Origin of the sequence: Lichenicola cladoniae, from assembly GCF_013201075.1 — a bacterium.
GTDB lineage: Bacteria > Pseudomonadota > Alphaproteobacteria > Acetobacterales > Acetobacteraceae > Lichenicola > Lichenicola cladoniae.
In genome coordinates, this window is the sequence record NZ_CP053708.1 from 2,846,995 (window position 1) to 2,868,165 (window position 21,171).

At 64.6% G+C, this 21,171-nt stretch carries 12 protein-coding genes; 5 read left to right on the top strand and 7 right to left on the bottom strand.

From position 1 onward, the window contains the following. Positions 1-350 precede the first annotated feature (350 nt). Genes HN018_RS13025 through HN018_RS13035 form a run of 3 tightly spaced genes read left to right on the top strand, consistent with a single transcriptional unit; the run spans position 351 to position 7,959 of the window. Complete coding sequence (locus HN018_RS13025) at positions 351-1,676, top strand: glycosyltransferase (RefSeq protein WP_171836282.1); 1,326 nt, start codon at positions 351-353, stop codon at positions 1,674-1,676. Beyond that, entirely contained in the window at positions 1,676-5,701 is a 4,026-nt protein-coding gene (locus HN018_RS13030; RefSeq protein ID WP_171836281.1) for a non-ribosomal peptide synthetase, read from the top strand. The genes HN018_RS13025 and HN018_RS13030 overlap by 1 nt, the downstream gene beginning before the upstream one ends. After that, on the top strand, positions 5,698-7,959 hold the full coding sequence (locus HN018_RS13035; RefSeq protein ID WP_171836280.1) for a penicillin acylase family protein: 2,262 nt from the start codon (positions 5,698-5,700) through the stop codon (positions 7,957-7,959). Before HN018_RS13030 ends, HN018_RS13035 begins: the two co-directional genes overlap by 4 nt. A 9-nt stretch (positions 7,960-7,968) precedes the next feature. Here HN018_RS13035 and HN018_RS13040 read toward each other — a convergent pair whose 3' ends face one another. Together HN018_RS13040 and HN018_RS13045 are read right to left on the bottom strand one after the other, a co-directional pair. Next, positions 7,969-8,199 carry a PIN domain-containing protein gene (locus tag HN018_RS13040; protein WP_171836279.1) on the bottom strand — a complete coding sequence of 77 codons (231 nt, stop codon included), beginning with the start codon at positions 8,197-8,199 and terminating at the stop codon, positions 7,969-7,971. A 92-nt stretch (positions 8,200-8,291) separates the two neighbouring features. Further along, complete coding sequence (locus tag HN018_RS13045) at positions 8,292-8,918, bottom strand: histidine phosphatase family protein (protein ID WP_171836278.1); 627 nt, start codon at positions 8,916-8,918, stop codon at positions 8,292-8,294. 508 nt (positions 8,919-9,426) lie between these two features. On the opposite strand from HN018_RS13045, the gene HN018_RS13050 reads away from it, so the two are divergent. Beyond that, on the top strand, positions 9,427-10,233 hold the full coding sequence (locus HN018_RS13050; RefSeq protein ID WP_171836277.1) for a prohibitin family protein: 807 nt from the start codon (positions 9,427-9,429) through the stop codon (positions 10,231-10,233). 191 nt (positions 10,234-10,424) lie between these two features. On the opposite strand, the gene HN018_RS13055 is transcribed toward HN018_RS13050, so the two are convergent. The 3 genes from HN018_RS13055 to HN018_RS13065 form a co-directional block, all read right to left on the bottom strand. Next, positions 10,425-12,782: an EAL domain-containing protein gene (locus HN018_RS13055; protein ID WP_172443480.1), complete on the bottom strand. Its 2,358-nt coding sequence runs from the start codon at positions 12,780-12,782 to the stop codon at positions 10,425-10,427. Positions 12,783-13,220: 438 nt separating this feature from the next. Further along, the gene (locus tag HN018_RS13060; RefSeq protein ID WP_171836275.1) at positions 13,221-16,388 is read right to left on the bottom strand and encodes an efflux RND transporter permease subunit; all 3,168 of its coding nucleotides are present in this window, start codon (positions 16,386-16,388) and stop codon (positions 13,221-13,223) included. A 27-nt stretch (positions 16,389-16,415) separates the two neighbouring features. Then, positions 16,416-17,660: an efflux RND transporter periplasmic adaptor subunit gene (locus tag HN018_RS13065; RefSeq protein WP_171836274.1), complete on the bottom strand. Its 1,245-nt coding sequence runs from the start codon at positions 17,658-17,660 to the stop codon at positions 16,416-16,418. Between the two features lie 137 nt (positions 17,661-17,797). Between HN018_RS13065 and HN018_RS13070 the strand changes: the two genes are divergently transcribed. Further along, positions 17,798-18,394, top strand: coding sequence for a TetR/AcrR family transcriptional regulator (locus HN018_RS13070; protein ID WP_171836273.1), 597 nt, complete (start codon positions 17,798-17,800; stop codon positions 18,392-18,394). Between the two features lie 285 nt (positions 18,395-18,679). Here the strand turns inward: HN018_RS13070 and HN018_RS13075 are convergent, their stop codons facing one another. Then, positions 18,680-19,456 carry an NAD(P)-dependent oxidoreductase gene (locus HN018_RS13075; RefSeq protein WP_239479300.1) on the bottom strand — a complete coding sequence of 259 codons (777 nt, stop codon included), beginning with the start codon at positions 19,454-19,456 and terminating at the stop codon, positions 18,680-18,682. A gap of 149 nt (positions 19,457-19,605) precedes the next feature. After that, positions 19,606-20,853, bottom strand: a complete 1,248-nt coding sequence (locus HN018_RS13080; protein WP_171836272.1) for an MFS transporter — start codon at positions 20,851-20,853, stop codon at positions 19,606-19,608. Positions 20,854-21,171: the final 318 nt, after the last annotated feature.

Below are 21,171 nucleotides of genomic sequence, written 5' to 3' on the forward strand. Positions count from 1 at the left end.
ACAAACAGGAGACCGATGAGTCGACCAGCGTTGCACCGTCCGGCCTACGATCGAGCGCAGTGAGCCAGTCACCATGCCTGGATAGAACGACCGGTCGACCAAGAAACCTGCATCCAAGCTTGCTTGGTGGCGACGATCGCAACGGACGGAATGCCTGTTCCAAATGGTTGTGCTATCGGAACGGTAACGCCTCGTGTGCTCGGATGTTACGGTTTCAAAATATCTTATCGGAGGCTCACAAACCTGTAGTCTTTCCTGTGGGCGTCGTTATGATGTGTTATTAACGTGTTTCACTCATTTCGCTCTTGACTTTTCATTATCTATTTCGAGCAAGTGGATAACCGCAACCGATGACCGGCACCAGACGGATCGTTATTTTCACGATCGGCACCGAAGGTGATGCCCGACCCTATGCGGCGCTTGGAAGGGGTCTCGCCGATTGCGGACATGACGTGACGCTGGCGACCAGCCGTGAATTCAAACCGCTTGTGCTCGAACATAATCTGAAGTTCGCGCCGCTGACTGCGGATTTCCTGGAAATGATGCGTCGGAACAAGTCGGTCATGGACCAGCGGCATCAGGTGGCGATGCTGAGAATGCTGATGGCCGAGACGCGGCGGATGGCAAAAGCCTGGGCGCATGAAGCGCTGGATGCCGCGAACGGCGCCGACCTGGTGATCGGGTCCGGTAATGTTTCGCTGCTGGCCGCCAGCGTCGCGGAAAAACTGTCGATCCCGTTTGTACGCTCGCAGCTGCAACCTTTCGATCCGAGCCGCAGCCTGCCTCCGGTATTGTTCCGTCCGCCCTCGAAGCCGCTACCGGGCTGGATCAACCTGGCGGTTCACCGCATTCTTCGCGTGATGGTCTGGCGTTTCATGAAACGCTCGGTTGATGGAGTGCGCCGCGATCTCGGCCTGGCCCCCTATCCATGGGTCGGCCCCTGGGCGCTCCCGCTCGGTGCGGGTGGCAACATACTCTATGGCTTCAGCCGCCACGTCGTCCCGCGCCAGTCGGAATGGCCGGATCGGATAGCGATCCCCGGCTTTTTCTCGAACGACCGGGGCGCGGCCTTCCAGCCGTCGGAGCCGCTTACGCGCTTCCTCGCAGACGGGCCGAAGCCGATCTATATCGGATTCGGCAGCATGGTTACCGAACGGTCGGCGGAGATGGTCGCCGTGATCGTCGATGCCGTTCGCGCCACCGGGCGACGCGCGGTGATCGCCAGCGGCTGGGCGGACCTGGCGAGCGCTGCAGGCAATTCCGACTACCTGTTCTTTATCCAGAACGTTCCGCATGCCTGGCTGTTTCCGCGTGTGGCGCTCGCCGTACATCATTGCGGTGCCGGTACGTCCGGAGCGGCGATGCGGGCCGGCATCCCGACGATTCCGGTTCCGTTTGTCGGCGATCAGTTCTTCTGGGCCTGGCAGATGAAACGGATCGGTGTCGCCACACCGCCGCTCAACCGGATCGGCCTGAAAGCCAACCAGTTGGCCGACGCGATCGACGAAGCGAGCGGAACCGCAATGGTCGATGCGGCAGCCCGCCTTGGTGAAAAACTGTGCGGCGAGAACGGGGTGGCCGCCGCGATCGCGCAGCTGCAAGCCTGGTCCCTGCTTCCGGCGCCCGGCGTCGCGGTTTCCGTCCGCCAGCCCGAACTCTTAACGGAGCCACTGTGATGCTGATGTTCCCTGCAATCGAGGCGAATCTGGTCGTGGCCGAGCCGGCCACGTTGCCGCTCTCGACGGCGCAGCGCGGCATGTGGGTCGGCGAGCAGCTGGCGCCCCCCGGTGCGATCTTCAACGTCGCCGAGGCGATCGGGCTGGACGGCGAGATCGATCCGATCCTGCTGCAGACGGCATTGCGACTGCTGACCGAGGAGGTCGAGACGACGCGCGTGCGTCTGGTGCGCGGCGTCGGCCTGCCGCGGCAGATCGTGATGCCGACCTACGAGCATCCGATCGATGTTCATGATTTTTCCACTGACGTCGATCCACGTGGCGCGGCCCGCCGCTTCATGATGGACGAGTTGTCGGGAAAGCCCGATTTCGAGAACGGGCCGCTCTGGTTCAGCGCCATTCTCAAGCTGTCGGACCGATCCTGGTACTGGTATCATCGCGCCCATCATATCGTGCTCGACGGGTTCAGCGGCGGCATGATCGTGCAACGGGTCGCCGAGCTCTATTCGGCGCTGCGACAGCAACGCGATCCGGTACCAGCCGGGTTGACCAGTCTCGGCGCGCTGGCGGCTGCAGACGAGGCCTATCGAAGTTCCGATCGTTTCTTCAAGGACCAGGCCTACTGGCACACGCATCTTGCCGACCTGCCGGAAGCCGTGACGCTCTCGCATCAGACGCGTCCACTTCAGGGTGGTCTGCTGCGTGCGACGGCGCATTTGCCGAACGCGCTGGTCCTGCAGCTTCGCGAGCGCCTGTCCGGAACCGCGATCACTCTGCCGCAAGCGCTGATCGGGCTCGTTGCGATCTACTACCATCGCATCTCCGGGGTCGCGGACCTCGTGCTCGGCATGCCCGTCACCGGGCGGTTCGGCGGCATCATGCGGCGCTGCCCGGGAATGGTGGCCAATGCGGTGCCGATCCGGCTTCGCTTCGCGCCGGATGACACCATCGCGACGATGTTCGCGCAGACTGCCCGTGTCGTGCGCCAGGCGTTGCGGCATCAGCAATATCGCTACGAGGATCTGCGTCGCGATCTCAACCGGCTGAAGCACGGCCAGCAGATCGCCCGCATCGGCGTCAACATCGAGCCGTTCGACTTCAGCTTCGATTTCGACGGCGTGCCGGTGGTGCTCGACAACCTGTGCAACAGCCAGATGGAAGACCTGACCATCTTCGTCTACGACCGTCACGACGGCGGCGGTCTGCGGATCGATCTCGACGCGAACCCGGCGCTCTACAGCCAGGCGGAGCTCGGCCGGCACAAGCAGCTTCTGTGCCGCCTGATCGCCCAGGCGGTTCAGGACCTGGAGGTGCCGGTCGTCGAACTCGATCTGCTCTCCACCGATGACCGCGCGCGCATCTTGCACCAGTGGAACGATACCGCGCCGCTCGCGACATCGACGGATCCCGATGTGGTCACGTTGTTTCGCAGGCAGGCGCTGATGACGCCGGACGCGCCGGCGGTCCTGTCCGAAGCCGGCTGCCTCCTCGACTACCGCGAGCTCGACCGGCGCTGCGCAACGCTTGCTGCGCGCCTGACCGACGGCGGGATCAGCGCCGGTACGCTCGTGGCCGTGGCGTTGCCCCGTTCGGAACTGCTGCCCGAGGCGCTGCTGGCGATCCTGAGGGCGGGCGCAGCGTATCTGCCGCTCGATCCGGATGGACCGCCGGAACGACTGGCGATGATCCTGGCAGACGCGCGCCCTGCCCTCGTGCTGACCGTGGAACGCCACGCTGCCCGCTTCGAGGGCCTGGGCATGCGATGCCTCCTGCTGGACCGGCCTCCAGGCATCGTGGCCGGCATGGTGCCCGATGCACCGCTCGACCCCGCGGCCACCGCCTACGTGATCTATACTTCCGGCTCCACCGGACGCCCCAAGGGGGTTTGCGTGTCGCACGCCAACCTGTCCAACTTCCTGCAGGGCATGGTCGACCTGCTGCAACCCGGTGCGCACGACCGGCTGCTTTCGGTCACCACGGCCACCTTCGATATTGCCGGTCTGGAACTGTTCCTGCCACTGATCAGCGGCGGACGGCTGGTGATCGCGACAGGCTGCACCGTGCGCGATCCGCTTGCGCTGGGCCGCCTGATCGCGGCGCACGGCATCACCGTGCTGCAGGCGACGCCCTCGCTCTGGCGCAGCCTGCTGGCCAATCGTGCCGCGGTGCTGAGCGGTGTGCACGCGCTGGTCGGCGGCGAACCGCTATCGGCCGAGCTTGCCGGCCGGATGCTCGAGCGCTGCGGTCTTGTCATCAACATGTACGGCCCGACCGAGACCACGATCTGGTCGACCGCGATGCGGCTATCGGCCGGCGATATCGAACCGCCGCCGATCGGCCGGCCGATCCGCAACACGCGCGTCTATGTGCTCGACGGCCGGATGCGGCCGGTGCCGGAGGGGGTGGCGGGCATGCTGTATATCGGTGGTGCCGGTGTAGCGCAGGGCTATCTCAACCGTCCCGAGCGCACGGGAGAAAGTTTCGGGCCGGATCCGTTCTCGGATGATGGACATTCAGCTGGGCGCCTTTATCGTACGGGCGACCTTGCACGCTGGCGGGCGGACGGGGTGCTGGTCTATCTCGGCCGGGAGGACCAGCAGGTGAAGCTGCACGGCTACCGGATCGAGCTCGGCGAGATCGAGACGGCCTTACAGCGTCACCGTGCCGTGGCGGATGCAGTGGTCGCGGTGCGGCCCGACCTGCGCGGCGAGCCGGCGCTGGTGGCCTATGTAGTCATTCCTCCCGGGCAGGATGGCGTGTCGGATGCGGCGTTGCGGCTGCATCTCTCGCGACACGTCCCGGACCACATGATCCCGTCGCTGTTCATGACGCTCGATGCGCTGCCGCTCAACGGCAGCGGCAAGATCGACCGCATTGCACTGCCGGAACCGTTCTGGGCCGACCGCATGGTCGTGCTGCCGGAGGAGCCGCGGACCGAGACCGAGCGCCAGCTATTCGTCATCTGGCAGGCCGTGCTGGGCCGGCAGGGCATCGGCATCCACGACAATTTTTTCGGCCTCGGTGGAGACTCGTTGAGCGCCGCGCAGATGCTGGTCGAGATCGCTGAGACGTTCTCGGTGGAGATCCCCCTCGACAGCCTGTTCCGCGCCGCCACGATCGCCGATCTTGCGAGCGTGCTGGATGGCGGCCGGACGACCGGTTCGCTGGACACACTGCTGCCGCTCAGCCAGGCCGGCGAGAAGCCGCCGCTGTTCTGCGTCCATCCCATCACCGGCATCGGCTGGGCCTATGCGGCACTGACCTCCCAGGTCGATGCCGGGCGCCCTCTCTATGCGCTCCAGGCGAAGGGGCTCGTGCAGCAGATGGCGGCGGATGCCTCCTATCCGCAGACCATCGAGGAAATGGCGGTGAGCTACGTGGCGGAGATCCGCACGCTGCAGCCTGAAGGACCCTACCACCTGCTCGGCTGGTCGCTGGGCGGACTGGTGGTGCATGCCATGGCGGTGCAGCTTCGTCAGGACGGCCACGAGGTGGCGTTCCTGGGTCTGCTGGACAGCTATCCGTTCAGGATCGGCGACGAAGCCGATGCGATCGACGAGGCGGCCCAGGTCAGGCTGGCGCTGCAGTTCCTCGGCCTGCACCAGAACCCACAGGACCCCGGCGCGACGATCCCGGACACGATGGCCGGGCTCGCGGACTTCCTGTGCATGAAATACGACCTGCTCTCGCAGCCGGTCATGCAGGCGATCATGCGGACCGACGAGGGCATCGTGGCGCGGCTCGAACAGGTGGTCGGCAACAACCTGGCACTCGCCCGCCGCTATGCGCCCAAGCCGGTCGATGTCGATGCCGTCTTCCTGTCGGCATCGGTGCGCACCGGAACCGGGCTCGACAGCGTGATCGAATACCAGCCGTCGGTGTGGCAGGACCTGGTCCGGACCCTGTCGATCTACGAGGTCGATTGCCATCACCAGGAGATCCTTTCGGCCGGCGCGGTGGATCAGGTCGGCCTGGTGCTGCGCACGCACCTGAAGGCCGCAAGCGCCATCGCGGCCAGCGCGTGAGTGGACCGCGACCGGGACCGGCCGGCGGTCGCTGGCAGGACCTGCCGCACGGGGTGGCGGTCATGGCGGGAATGATCCTGCGCGACCTGGCGCGGCCGGCCCCGATGCCGCTCTCGACGGCGGAACGGCTGGCCATGCTGCCGACATCCGGCCTGCCGGTCGCAAAGCCGGTCACAATCCATTGGGACCGGCACCAGATCCCGTTCATCGAGGCCGGCAGCGATAGCGACCTGGCGGTGGCGCTCGGCGCCGTGCACGCGCATCTCCGGCTCGGCCAGATCGAGACAATGCGACGGATCGCGCTCGGGCGGGTCGCGGAGATGATCGGCCCGCTCGGGATCGGCATCGACCGGAGCATCCGGATGATGGAACTCGGGCGCGCGGTTCCGGACATGATCGCAGCGCTGCCGGCGGCGACGCTGCAATGGGCGGAAGGGTTTCTTGCCGGGATCAACCATCACCTCCGCCACGCGGCGGAGCTGCCGCGGGACTGCAGCATCCTGGCGATCCGGCCCGAACCCTGGACCTTGACCGAGCTGATGACGCTGATGCGCCTGTCCTCGGCGGACATCAGCTGGCTGATCTGGTCGAAGCTGCTGCGCATCCGCACGCGCATGGCGCCGCGGGACTGGGAGTCGCTCTGGCCACGCCTGCTGGCGGGCGGCGCACCGGCCGACCCGACGCCGCGATCAATGGCAGCACGGGTCGCCGGGAGCATGGCACGGGCCGGCAGCAACGCCGCGGCGGTGTCCGGCGGGCGAACCGCCAGCGGTGCCGCGTTGATCGCCAGCGATCCGCACCTGCCGTACGGATTGCCCAATCCGTGGATGATCGTCGGCATGCGGTCGCCGGGATACGACTGCATCGGCATGATGATGCCGGGGCTGCCGTTCATGGCGCTGGGCCGCAACCCGGATGCGGCCTGGGGCGGCACCAGCCTACACGCGCAGAGCAGCGACCTGTTCGAGATCGACGGGCTCCCGGACGACGCGATCGAGGAGCGGTTCGAAACCATTCGCGTGCGTGGCGCCGCACCCCGCCGGATTCGGTTGCGGCGCACGGCGCACGGCCCGCTGGTGTCGGACGGGCTGCTGCTGCCGTCGCCGCGGCGCCTGGCGTTGCGCTGGATGGGGCACCGCCCGAGCGACGAGCTGACCGCGATGTTGGCCGTCGCGCGCTGTCGCGACTGGCCGGGCTTCCAGGCGGCGCTGAAGGGTTTCGCCGTGTCCGGCCTGAACATGGTGTTCGCCGGACGCGACGGCCAGGTCGGCCATCTGCTGGCGGCCTACCTTCCCGTGCGACCGCTGGCCCCGTCTGCCGACCTAAACCTGCCGCTGGCATGCGAGGCTGCATGGGCCTCGCATGCCGATGCGTCGGACCTGCCTGTCAGGACCAGCCCGCGCCACCCCCACGTCGTCTCGGCGAACCAGGCTCCGGTCGGGAGCGCGGTGCCGGCCGGATTTTTCTTCTCGCCGCCGGACCGCGCCCAGCGGATCGCAGCGCTGCTGGACGACGTCCCTACCGTCGGCGTGGATACGCTTGCGGGCCTGCAGTCAGATGTGGCGAGCACGCGCAGCCTGGGGCTCCGGGACCTGCTGCTTGCCCATCTCGCCATCCGCCGATGGACGCCCGGGCAGCAGGTGCTGCTGTCTGCGCTGAGCGTGTGGGACGGGCTGTACAGGGCGGATTCGCGCGGGGCGCTGGCGTTCGAGCTTCTGCTCGCCGGCACGGTCGGCAGGCTGCGTGGGTTGCAGTCGCGCCGGGCCTACGATGCCGTCTGGATGACGCAGACGCTGCTCGCCGACGATCTCGACGGGCTGCCGTCAGGGGCGCTCAGCCGGGCGATGACACGGGCGATGGCACCAACGGCGCGGCGGTTCGAGCGGCTGCATGACTGGGGCGGGCTGCATCGGATTACCCTGACCCATCCACTGGGACGCCTGCCGGCAATCGGGCGTCGCTATCGCCGGCCGGCATTCCGGGCGGACGGTGGGAACAACACCGTTCACAAAAGCAGCCACACGATCGGGGTGCGGCCGCATCATGCGCGCTTCGGCTCGTGCGCCCGCCATATCTCGGACATGTCCGATCCGGACGCCAACTTCATGGTGCTGCTTGGAGGCCAGGATGGCTGGTTCAACAGCGAGAACTTCGACGACCTGACGCCGCTGTGGCGGCGTGGGGATTATGTCAGGCTGCCGCTACGAGCCGGCTCGGTGGCGGCCTGGTCCGTGTTCAGGACCATCCTCGAGCCCTGACCGCCAGACTCAGTAGCGGATCACCACCGCGATCTTGCCGGTGATGAAATTCATGTGCGAACCCGAGCCGAAGCCCTTGGCCACGCAGACGGCCTCGTCCGCGGCCGGGGCAGCGGCGTCATGCTGAACGATGAGCTGCCGGACCGCGCCTTCGAAGGTCAGGTTATGCACGGCCTCGCGATGCTGGGTGCCCCTGATAGGATCGACCGGTGCGACTGAGAAAACGGGTTGGGTGGTCATGTCGGTCTCGCTGACGTCTGCCCGATCCTACCAAGGCAGTTACCCGATTCGAAACCCTGGATGCACGATCGAGGCAAAATCGAACCTCCCGATCACGGTTCGTTCTCGGTCGGCCGCAGCTGATCCAAGCCGTCTGGACCCGGACGGCCTGCCCGGAGGATGAGCCCGCCGGACAGTTGCAGGCGCCATGTGCGATTGAAGGATAGCGAGACACCGGCCAGAGGCGGCGCATCGACATGCCAGTATGCGGAGAGTGGTGCGCCCAGCACGCGCATCATCGTCAGGCGGATGACCGACGCATGCGTCACCACGAGCCACTGCCCGGAACCGTCCGCCTGCTGCGAAAGCCACGCCGCGCACCGTGCCGAGACATCTTCCAGGCTTTCCCCGCCATGCGGTGCGGCGGCGGGATCGGTCATCCAGTCTGCCAGGGCCCTGGCCTCGGTCCGCTGGATGTCGGTGAAGGTACGGCCTCGCCACCGTCCATAATCGCAGTCGCGAAGCAGTGGATCGATGACCGGTTCGAATCCCAGGCCGATCGCGGTCTGGCGTGTCCTGAGTTCGGGCGCAGCCATGCAGCGATCCGCTGGTCTGGGCCGGTGCGGCAGGGACCTCAGTCCCACTGCCGCCTGTGCCTCGATCGGCTCGTCATCCGAGAAGCCGGCGGCGCGCAGTGTCGCGGTCATGGCATGGACCGCCAACCTCAGCTTGATCGGCATTGGGAACATCTCCGATCAACCATGGGAAGTTGCGTGAACTCGAGAAGCAGAGACCTGCGTGTCCGGCTTGCATGATGCACTGCGTCTATCGGAGCAATCATGTCGGTCCCGTCGCGGGAACATCGCATGCGTCTTCGGCGAGGCATTTGTCACCGGACACTTGGCACGCGCCTCCTCCCAGCCATCTGCACCAGTTTACCGGTGTCCTGAACTATGCCGGCAGGAAACAAGGTGGCGCATGTGCCTGCCATGTCCATTCTTGCGGTCGATGGTTGGAGGAACCGCCTCCTCCGACGCCAAGGGTCGTTGCAGCATGCCATCGTCGAGACCGATGGTCACGCACGGTAAAGTGCGTGCATGATCGACCGTACCTGCTCGAAGCGAGCTCGACATCGGGAGAAACATTGTGAGACCGCCGACCATCATGGAATTTCGTACGCCAGGGTCCCGGGGTCGCGCTCCCCTCATAGGTGGCGGCATCGTCATAGCGGCCATCATAGTTGGTTTCGTGGCCCTCAATCCGTTCTACTCGGTCTCGTCGGGCTACATCGGCGTCAAGACGGTTTTCGGCGCCATCCAGCACGAGCAGCTCGATCCAGGCCTGCATTTCCGCACGCCGTTCATCTCGTCGATTCACGAAATCAGCGTGCAGCCGAACACCTCGGTTACGGACGAGACGGCGGCAACCCACGACCAGCAGAACGTCACCACACGCACCGCGGTGACCTGGAGCATCGATCCAGGCTTTGCCGATATCATCTACCAGAACTACCGAAGCCTGGACGCGCTGCAATCGATCATCCTGGCTCCGATTGTTGCAAACGATATGAAGGCCGTCATCAGCAAGTACGATGCGCAACAGCTTGTCACCGAGCGCGCCGCCGTCGCCGAGGAGATCGCCACGATCATCCTGAGGGATTTCGGCAGGTATCATGTGCTGGTCAGCCTGGGCGGCGTGAACATAACGAACCTCACCTTCTCGCAGCAATACGACCAGGCGATCGAGGCAAAGCAGATCGCGCAGCAACAGGCCTTGCAGGCGAAATACACGCTGGAGCAGACGCAGACATCGTCGCAGGCGCAGGTCGTGCAGGCCAAGGCTGCCGCCGATGCGACGGTCGCGACGGCCGAGGGCCAGGCCAAGGCGACTATCCTGCAGGCCAATGCCGACGCCCAGGCCTACAAGGCAAAACAGGCAGCACTCAGCCCTGAGCTTCTACAGCTCACGGCGATGCAGCGCTGGAACGGCGTGTTGCCGACCTACATGGGCGGACAGGCACCGCTGCCGTTCCTGTCGATCCAGCCTCACCCGTAATCGGATGGGCGCTGCCGCCGCATGCCTGTTCGTGTCGGTGCCGGGCTTGTCCCTACACCGACCCGCGGTTCTCGGCGTCGATCAAAGCCGCGATGCGTTAAAGTCCTGCGACTGACGAACTCCTTTCCCGGCACGTCTCCGAAGCAAGGATTTTCAACCAGGCCTCCGATCAGGGCAGACCGGAAGCTCCGCTAATGAACCGCGGAATGGTGGGGCCATTGCGGGCCGCCGAGCATTGGCGGAATATCCGCCAGGGGACGCGGGGGTGCGAAGAAATAGCCCTGTCCCTCGGAACATCCCAGACTGACAACCTGCTCCAATTGCCTGCGGGTCTCGATCCCTTCCGCAGTCGTTGGAATGCCGAGACTCCGGCACAATTCCACGATTGCGCGGATGATTGCAGCACCACTCTTTCCCTCGCCCGCGGCAATAAACGAGCGGTCGATCTTTACCTTGTCGAATGGGTATTTCGAGATATAGCTCAGGGAGGAGTAGCCGATCCCGAAATCATCCATCGAAATCGACACGCCATAATCATGGAGCCGCCGGAGCATCGCCAGGGTAGCGTCGTCTTCATCGAGCAGGAGGCTTTCGGTAATTTCCAGCTCCAGGCGTCCCGGCGTCAGCCCCGCCCCTTCCAGGGCAGCTGCGACCGTTGCGGCCAGATCGCCCTTGGCGAACTGCACGGCCGAAAGGTTCACCGCCACCTTCGTGTCGGGCAACCACCCGACAGCATCGGCGCAGGCCTTGAAGAGAATCCATTTGCCGATCGGCTCGATCAGGCCGGTTTCCTCGGCCAGGCGAATGAATGCGTCTGGCGGCACGAGGCCGCGCACCGGATGCCGCCATCGGACGAGCGCCTCGAAAGCAATGACCCGGTTCTGTGCCAGGTCGACGAGTGGCTGGTAATGCAGCTCGAATTCATTCCTGACCACCGCAAGACGAAGGTCCGCCACCAGTTGCCTGCGTTCTTGTGCACGGGCCTGCATTTCCGGCTCGAAGAACCTGAACCGGCTCTCGTCGTCCGACTTGGCATCGTATAGTGCCAGGTCGGCGCATTTCAGCACCTGCTCCACCTCTGTTCCATCCGTCGGCGCAATGGCGATGCCGATGCTGACCCCGGTGGTGACCTCATGCCCGTCTAACTCGTGCGGCTCGCCGAGCATCGTGACGATCCGCGTTGCCAGGGTCTCGGCATCCTGTGGCTGCCGCAGGCCGAACTGGATGACGACGAACTCGTCGCCGCCGGGCCGCGCCACGACGCCGGTCTCGCGCGTGGCATCGAGCAGGCGGTTCGCCACCGAATGCAGCACCCCATCGCCGACGGCGTGCCCCAGCGTGTCGTTGACGTCCTTGAAGCGGTCGAGGTCGAGCGCAAGTATTGCGCAGCCTTCGCCACGCTGGCTCCGGAGCAGCGCATCCTCCAGCCGCTCCCGCAGCGCACGTCGGTTGAGCAGACCCGTCAGCTCGTCGTGCCGGGCCATGTGAGCGATACGTTCCTCGGCGTTGCGGCTGATCGTGATGTCCTGCGTGACACCGGCGAGGCGCATGGGCGCACCTTTCGTGTCGAACTCCGCATGCCCGGTCGATCGCAGCCAGCGCACCTCACCCTGTGGAAGCGTGATCCGGAACTCGATAGTCAGGCTGCCCTGGGCGTCTCCGCGCAACGCGCGATCCAGAGCAACGGTCAGGGCCGGCCAGTCTTCCCGGTGCACGACCTGCCTGAGAGACGCCATGCGCGGCAAGGTGCCGACCTCCTGTCCATGGAGGGCCTCGAAGCCGTGCGAAAACCGAAGCGTGTCGCTCGCCGGATCCCACTCCCACGTGCTCATGCCTGCAGCCGAAATGGCACGAGCCAGCCGGGCCTCGCTTTCACGCAAGAGGGCTTGCCCCTGGCGGACGTCACCGATGACGCGAAACCGGTCCACCGCGGGCGCTAGAAGATTGGCGTAGCTGCTGAGGAAGATAGTGTCTTCCTCGGTGAACTTGCGCGCCGTGCGGCTGTCGACCTGCAGAATGCCGAACGGCGGCCTGTCCTTGCCGCCCTTGATGATCACATTGACGAAGGCCCTGACGCCATTGTCCGTCAGGTAGGCCGGATACCTGAACCGTGTCTCCGTCTCGATATCGGGAGAGATTACCGGTTCTTGCAGCTTCAGGGCGTGGCCTTCGGAGGTGTCGTCGGCGGCGTAGATGGTTGCGATGCCGACGACACCGGGTTTCCAGCCTACCCCCGCGCGCACGAGTAGCGTGACCTGGTCTTCCTGTAATTCGATGACCTTCGCGAGATCCGTGTCCAAGGCCTCGCGTACCAGATGGCAGGCCTCGGTCAAGATTGCGTCAAGGTCGTCCGAGCGAAGGGCGAGCTCTCCAAACCGCGTCAGGACGATCTGCCGCCGCAGGAGCTCTTGTAGCATCTCATGCTTGCAGGGCTTGCCGTCTTTCAGAACACACTCCGTCTTGTCGGCGCTATGGGACGCTAGCAAAACGAAAAACCACAATCCAGTCTCAATCGTGAGACTGCCGAGGCCTGTGGGCTGTCCCTTCACAAGGCGTCCGCTTGCGCATCGGCCCTGCAGATCCGGGGAAGGCGACCTTTACCTTGGTCGAGACGGCAGGATCCGGGTTCGCTGCCTATCAGCGGGGAAGATCGGAACGGCCGCGTCCGATGACGCGAACTTCTCTCGCCTCGGCTGCAGCATCGATCGTTTCAGGTTCTTCGTCGATGAGCCGTCGTCATCCTGAACACGCGAATTTCGATGCTGTGTGATCAGGATCAGGCTGTGGAGCGGCGTGGGTCGAACCTTCGTGTGCCACCCGGGAAGTCTGGTGCGTTGATGAGCAGTCGTTGGCCTGCTCATCGACTTCCGCCGACGAATGTTGTCAGCGTATGGCCCGATTGCGAGCCTTCGGGCGCCGGCGGTTCTCCGGAGTGGGACAGCCCGACAGGCCGTCCCACTCCGTGCGCCATCGAGGCCCTACCGGGATCAGGAGTCCACGGTCTCCCGCGTCGATACCGCAACCACGCTTCTGCGGCGCAGGAACAACCGGACGGCAGTGTAGAATGCAGGTGTGAACAGCAGGCCGAAGCAGGTTACCCCGAGCATCCCGAAGAACACCGCGGTGCCGAGCGACTGGCGCATCTCGGCGCCGGAGCCGGTCGCCACCGCGAGCGGTGCCACGCCCATGATGAAGGCGAGTGACGTCATCAGGATCGGGCGGAGGCGGGTGCGTGCCGCGTGGATGGCGGCGCGATCGGGAGGAGAGCCCGCATCCTCCTCCTGCTTGGCGAACTCCACGATCAGGATCGCGTTCTTCGCGGCCAGGCCCACCAGGACGACGAAGCCGATCTGCGCCAGGATGTCGATCGGCATGCCGCGCAGCGACAGGCCGGTGACCGAGGCGAGAAGGCACATCGGCACGATCAGGATGACCGCGAGCGGGAGACGCCAGCTCTCATAGAGTGCGGCAAGGACCAGGAACACGAACAGGGCGGAGGCGCCGAAGACCAGCAGGGTCGGGATGCCCTGCTGCTGCTGCTGATAGGCAAGCTCGGTCCATTCGAAGCCGATGCCGGGCGGCAGCACCTCGTGGGCGAGCTGTTCCATCCTGGCGAGCGACGTGCCGGTCGCCACGCCGGGCGCCGCGGCACCCATGACCTCGGCCGCCGGGAAGAGGTCGTAGCGCGGTACGCGGTAGGGAGCGGTCTGGCGCGTGATCCGGGCCACGGTCCCGATCGGCACCATTTCGCCTGACGAATTACGAGCCTTCAGCCGCGTGATGTCGCTGAGATCACGACGGAAGGCGCCGTCGGCCTGGGCGATGACCTCGTAGGTCCGTCCGAGATAGTTGAAGTCGTTGACGTATTGCGAGCCCAGATAGACCTGCATCGCATCGAACACGTCGTTCGGGGTGAGCCCGACTTTCTCGGCCTTCTCGCGGTCGATGTCGGCGAAGACGGACGGGGTACGGGTGCTGAAGAGGGTGAAGACGCCGGCGAACGAGGGATCGTGATTGGCAGCGGCAACCAGCTTGTTGGCGGCGGCGGCCAGTGCATCGGGACCCAGTCCCGCACGGTCCTGCAACATCATCTTGAACCCGCCCGCGGTGCCGAGGCCCTGCACCGGCGGCGGCGGGATGGTGAGCACGAAGGCGCCCTGGATGACCGAAAGGCGACGCCGCAGATCGGCGAGAACCGTGGTCGCCGTCACACCGGGGATGTGATGGTTATACAGCGTCGGCAACCCGGAGAAGATCGTGCCGGCGTTCGAGGCGACGGTGAAGGTCGTCGCATCCAGCCCGGCGAAGGGCGCCACATGCTCGACGCCCTTGGTCGTCATGATGATCTCGACCGCCTGCTTGACGACCGCCTCGGTCCGCTCGAGCGTCGCACCGGGCGGCAACTGCACGACGGTGATCAGGTAGCCCTGGTCCTGTTCCGGAATGAACCCGGTCGGGGTGCGCGCGAACTGGATCCCTGCCACCACGATCAGCAGGACATAGGCCACGATGACGGCGCCGAGCAGGTGCACGAGCCGGCTCGTCAGGCGTCCATACACGTTCGAGAGGCGTTCGAAGCCCCTGTTGAACCCTCCGAAGAACCCGTCGATCCCGCGCGCCGCGAGCGAGCGCCTCCCATGGTGCTCCTGGTGCGGCTTGAACAGCAGTGCGCAGAGCGCCGGGCTCAGCGTCAGGGACACCAGGCACGAGATGACGGTCGAAGCCGAGATCGTCACTGCGAACTGGCGGAAGAACTCGCCGCTGATCCCGGAGATGAAGGCGGTCGGGACGAACACGGCGCACAGCGTCAGTGCGATCGCGATGAGGGCGCCGCCCACCTCGTCCATGGTGCGATGGGCCGCCTCCTTCGGGGCCATGCCGAGTCGGATGTTGCGCTCGACGTTCTCGACCACGACGATCGCATCGTCCACGACGATGCCGACCGCGAGCACGAGGCCGAAGAGGGACAGGTTGTTGAGCGATATGCCGACGGCCGCAAGGATGGTGAACGTGCCGATCAGCGAGACCGGGATCGCCACCACCGGAATGAGCGAAGCGCGCCAGGTCTGCAGGAAGAGGATCACCACCGCCACCACGAGAAGGATCGCGATGAAGATCGTCTCGATGACCTCGTGGACCGACTTCGCCACGAAGATCGTCGGGTCGTAGATGATCTGGTAGCTGAGCCCGGCCGGGAAGTCCTTGGAGAGGGTCTTCATCGTCGACAGGACTTCGTGCTCGACCGCCAGTGAATTGGCACCCGGCTGCGCGAAGATCAGCAGCGGTAGGCCCGGGCCGCGGTCGGCATACGCGGTCGCGCCATAATCGGCCGCACCGATGGTCGCGTGTCCGACGTCGCGGAGCCGGGTCACGCGGCCGGCGCCATCGTTCTTGATGATCACGTTGTCGAACTGCTCGGGCGTCGACAGCCTGCCCAGCGTCTGCACGTTGAGCTGGAATGCCTCATGCGAGGGCACCGGCGGCTGGTTCAGGATACCGGCGGAAACCTGCACGTTCTGTGCCCGGAGTGCCGCAAGCACCTCGCCCGCGTTAAGGTGGTAGGCGGCGATCCGGTCCGGATCGAGCCAGATCCGCATTGCGTAGTCGCGCGTCCCGAACAGCTGGACATCGCCGACGCCGGCAAGCCGGGCGAGCATGTCCTTCACGTGCAGCGTCGCGTAGTTCGACAGATAAAGGTCGTCGCGCGACTTGTCGGGCGATACCAGATGGACGGCCAGCAGGATGTTCGGGGTCGATTTCCTGACCTGGACACCGAGGCGCTGGACGTCGTCGGGCAGACGCGGCTGGGCGTCTTCGACACGGTTCTGCGTCAGCATCTGAGCGACGTTGAGGTCGGTGCCGATCTTGAAGGTGACGGTGATGGTAAGCTTGCCGTCACCGGTCGATTGGCTGCTCATGTAGAGCATGTTCTCGACGCCGTTGATCGACTGCTCGAGCGGCGTCGCGACCGTCTTGCTGACTGTCTCGGCCGAGGCGCCGGGATAGGTCGTGGTGATCTGGACGGTCGGCGGAACGATCTCGGGATACTGCGCAATCGGCAGGGTAAAGAGCGCACCAAGGCCGATCAGCGTCACGAACGCGCTGAAGACGGTTGCCAGGATCGGCCGTTCGATAAAGACGTGGGAGAGGCGCATGGTCGTGCCCTTCGATTTCGCTCGAACTCAGTCGCGGCCGTCGTCGGCGGCGAAATGGATAGCGCTCGCCGTCGGCGTGACCTTGGTGCCGGGCATCGCGTGCATCAGCCCGTCGACGATCACCCGGTCGGTCGGCAGAAGACCGCTCTGGACGACGCGAAGTCCCTTGTAGAGGGCACCGACCTCGACCGGCTTGGGGATCACGGTCCCGTCCGGCCCGACAGTGAGCAGGAGCGACTGCGACTGGTCGAGCATCACCGCCTGGTCCGGCACCAGCAGGCTTGGAGTGGGACGGCCGATCTCGACGACCAGTCGCGCAAACTCGCCGGGCACCAGGAACAGGTCGTGATTGTCGACCAGCGCGCGGGCGTGGATCGTGCCGCTGCTGCGGTCCAGGGTATTGTCGATGAAATCGAGCTTGCCGGTGTGGGTCGCATGCTTCTCGTCCCCGAGCCGGAACCGCACGGTCTCGCCGAGTTGCCCCGGTGTGTGGGCACGCTGGAAGGCGAGGAAATCGTTCTCGCTCATGTCGAAATCAAGGTGGATCGGGTCGAGCGACACGACGGTGGCGAGCAGGGTGGTGGCGCTCGCGCCGGCGCGGCTGCCGCTGACCAGGCTCCGGACCGAGACCTGGTGGTCGTTGATCCGTCCGTCGAACGGCGCGGTCACGCGGCAATATTCAAGGTCGAGCTGGGCATCGCGGACCGCCTCATCGGAGGTGGCGAGCGCAGCGGTGGCCGCGCGGAGGTCGTTCGAGCGCTGGTCGACGTTCTCGGCGGTCCCGAAATCGGTGCGCTTGAGCTGCTGGGCCCGCCAGAGCTGCGACGTTGCGAGATCAAGGCGAGCCTTCGCGGTCTGGACCGAGGCGACCGCACTCGCGAGCTTGATCTCGTACGGGCGCGGGTCGATGACGAACAGGAGGTCGTCCTTGTGAACGATCTGCCCATCCTTGAAATCGATCTCGGAGAGCGTCCCGCCCACCTGGGCCCGCAGTTCGACGCGATCGACGGCGGAGAACTGCCCCAGCAGATGGACCTCCTGGGAGACGTCCTGGCGCAGCGGCTCGCTCACCAGCACGCTCGGCGGCGGCGGTGGCGCCTGGATGGCGTGGCTGGGTCTCGCGGCGCCATCGAGCACCAGGAACCCCGCGGACAGGGCCAGGACCGCGAGCGCGGTCGACCCGGCCAGGATGCCGGCGCGACTGCGGCGGGGACCCCGCGCGGGCTCGTTGCCTGCAGTTTTGGTCGTCTTGATCGTTTCGATATCGTTCATGCTGCCGAACCTCAGCCTCACTCAAACTTGCACGAGTAAAAGATATTATACCGTTCGGTATCAAAACTGGACGGGTGTCGTCAAGCGTTGTATGCCGGAGTGACGATGCCGCCGGGGTGGCGAGAGGGCGATCGGCGGTGGGGCGACACAAGAAATTCGATCCGGACATCGCCCTTGCGGCAGCACTTGACGTGTTCCGGCGACAAGGCTTCGAAGGCACGTCCCTGACCGACCTGACGAAGGCGATGGGAATTCAACGGCCAAGCCTCTATGCCGCGTTCGGCAGCAAGGAGGAGCTCTTCCGGAAGGCACTCGAGCGTTACCGGTCCGAATGCCCGGTGTTCAGCGCAATCGCCTGTGGCGAAAGCAGCGCGAGAGCCATGGCCGAACGACTGCTCTACGGCTCCGCGGACCAGCAGCTCGACGGCGCACAGCCACCAGGGTGCCTTATCACCCTGGGCGCGGTGCTCTGTTCCGATGAGCATTTCTCCGTGAGGCAACTCCTAGCCGATACGCGGCGGACGACGCAAGAAGCATTACAGACGCGTTTTGATCGGGCTGTCACGGACGGCGAACTGCCTGACGGAACGGATACCGCGTCGCTCGCCTGCTACCTGATGGCCGTCGTCCACGGCATGGCGGTCCTGGTGGCTTCAGGAACAAGCCGGAGCGCCTTGCGCGACGTCGCCGCGTTCGCGCTGCGAGCGTGGCCGACGAAGCCGGATTGTCACTAAAGGTTTTTCCGGTCGAGTAGAGAGTTAGGCAATGGCAGGCTGCCTGGGGTGGCGTGCGCGCCTGACGTGCTGGACGCTTTGTACAGGAGATCCCCGCCTGTTAGGCTGGGCGCCTGTGGCGTGTCTGGATCGTATTTCGCCGAGAACGCCTGCTCAGGACGTTCTACAGCGTTCTTTCAGCCAACACTCGTTATTTCGAAAGATCGAGCCGCTAATCGTCCTTTAATGCAAACTTTCAAAGCACAGGCGACCAAGTCCCAAATGGGAATGGACTACAGCTTTAGCTCATGCCCTGACCGGCTGACCCAAAGACGACCAGTCACGTTCGCCCCCACCGGCTTCTATGATCGCATCCATCCGCGTTGCGAGGAGATTGGCCAACGGCAACTCCGCGCCGTCGGAGTTCATGATCGCCAAGCCGATGTCTTTCCTGCCCAGCCGAAGCGGAAACCCTGCAGGCTCGAAGTGCTGTTCCGCAATCATCGGAGCGTAGCTGGCAAAGATCCGCGCACCGAAATCGGTCTCGATCAGCAGCTCCGCCATGCACCCATGCGAAACGCCCTGTGCCGCGGCGATACGCATCTGCTCGCTGATCGTCTCGATGATCGCGGCAATACCGAAATTTACAGTTGCCTTGGCCGCCGCCGCCATCGCCGGCCGGTCACCCACGCGCAGCGTCTTGGAACCGATGGCGTCGAAGAACGGCTGCGCCCTGTCCAGATCGCCCGCCGGACCGGCGCTGATGATCGCCAATTCGCCGGAAGCAGCCACGTCGGGCCGGCCAAGCACCTGCGCCGAGTTCAAGCGCTGACCTGCCGCCGCATGCGCTTCTGTACGCTGATTGGTCAGCGCGACAGTGACCGTACTGCACGACACATGCAGGATGCCCGGCCCTGCCGCGAGCAGCCCTGCGTCGCCGAAGGCCACTGCCTCCAGCGCGTCGTCGTTGGCCAGCATGGTGAACACCGTATCAACCCGTGCTGCCGCTGCCGGATTGGCCGCTGACGACGCACCGCGCTCGACGAACCGCGACGTCTTTGCGGGGCCCCGGGGAGACGGAATTCATGGCCGCGCGACCTACCGTCGTCGCGGCCATGCGGGAATTAGCCGGCTTACCTACCGCTGCAAAGCCATAGACGAAGCTCACGTCTTCTACTGAGGTTACGACCGACCAGTCCCTGGCGCCCTTACAAGGTGGCAGGGTGACTGCATCAGTCGAGCGGCTGGCCAGCCGTTTCACGAAACATCAGCACCGCTGGGAGCGAGACCAGCGCGCCGAGAATGACGTAGTAAGTCACCGCAATAGCTTGACCCGTCAGAGAGATAAGCCCGGTAGCGATGAAGGGTGCAAATCCACCAAAGACCATCGATGCAAGATTGTAGGCGGTATTGAGCCCGGTCAACCGCCGGCGAGTTGGAAACATCTCCACCAAGGCGGTGGTCATGCTGCCGATGAACAGGCCGCAGTTAGCGCTCAGGATGACTTGCACCGCAATTCCAAGGAATATGGAATGCACATGCAGCATCAGCCAGACGAGCGGATACGACAATAGCAGAAATACTGAGCAGCTGAACAACAAAGCCGGCTTGCGCCCGATCCGGTCGGAGAGGAAGCCGGACCCCACGACTGCGATACCTGTGGCAATGGTGGCAAGTGCTGTTGACCATAAAGAAAGGCTTGGCGTCCAGCCAAGGTTTCTCTGCAAGAAGGTCGGGAAATAGGCGAGAAACACGTAGATCGAAACAGACTGCACCGCGACGAAACAGAACGCGAACATCATCGTGCGTATCGGCATCCGCGTTGCTGCAATGGATGCTGCTGACGCAGATGACTGGGATATCCTTAGAAAGACCGGGGTCTCGTCGATCCGCCGACGCGCGAGTAGGCCAAGCGGTCCGATCAGTGCGCCAAGCAGGAACGGCACACGCCAGCCCCAGCTTTCCATCGAGGCAGATCCCAGCAGGGTAGTGAGTGATGCGGCCACACCCGTGCCGACAAGCTGTCCGATGAAAATGCTGCCGGTATGGCAGCTACCGATCAAGCCGCGTTTTTCGGCCGGCGCCCATTCGACCAGGAACGATGCTGAACTCCCCCATTCCCCACCTGCGGAAAAGCCCTGAAATGCACGCGCCAGCACCAGGAGGGCCGGGGCTGCCAGGCCGATACTGGCGTAGCCTGGCAGCAGACCGATCGCTACGGTTCCGACGGCCATCAACATAATCGTCAACAACAACGCCGGTTTTCGGCCCGCCCGGTCGCCGACGAAGCCGATCAGCACGCCACCGAGTGGCCTGGCTACGAAGCCGATACCGAACACTGCGAAGGTGGCCAGGAGTGCTACGGTGTCGGTCGACTTTGGAAAGAACTGCCGCCCGATGATTGGCGCGAGAAATGCATAGATGGTGAAATCATACCATTCCAGCGCGTTCCCGAACACCGCCGCGGCGATGATCCGCAAGATCGAGCCCCTCGGGGTTGCCGATGCCGGCGTCGAACTCGTCATCGGCAATCGGTCGACCCCTCAACGTCAGGTTCATGGCTGTTGACGCCCCATCAAACAGTCTGAGAAGCATTGTCACGTCGACAGACTAAGTTCAATAACCACTCGATCCAGCAAATCACCACGTCAGTGCGCTCTAGCTGAGCAATGGACAGCATGATGCCAACATGACCGTTCATTACGGAGCGTCGATTTCCAATGCTTCGTCAGTATCGTCATCGGTTACATGTCTGTGTGTCATATACTATATAGACGTCCTTATACTTATCGTGGGCA

Coding starts and splice junctions, on each gene's coding strand:
- HN018_RS13025 (WP_171836282.1), top strand. CDS start 351: ATGACCGGCACCAGACGGATCGTTATTTTCACGATCGGCACCGAAGGT.
- HN018_RS13030 (WP_171836281.1), top strand. CDS start 1,676: ATGCTGATGTTCCCTGCAATCGAGGCGAATCTGGTCGTGGCCGAGCCG.
- HN018_RS13040 (WP_171836279.1), bottom strand. CDS start 8,199: ATGACCACCCAACCCGTTTTCTCAGTCGCACCGGTCGATCCTATCAGG.
- HN018_RS13045 (WP_171836278.1), bottom strand. CDS start 8,918: ATGCCGATCAAGCTGAGGTTGGCGGTCCATGCCATGACCGCGACACTG.
- HN018_RS13060 (WP_171836275.1), bottom strand. CDS start 16,388: ATGCGCCTCTCCCACGTCTTTATCGAACGGCCGATCCTGGCAACCGTC.
- HN018_RS13065 (WP_171836274.1), bottom strand. CDS start 17,660: ATGAACGATATCGAAACGATCAAGACGACCAAAACTGCAGGCAACGAG.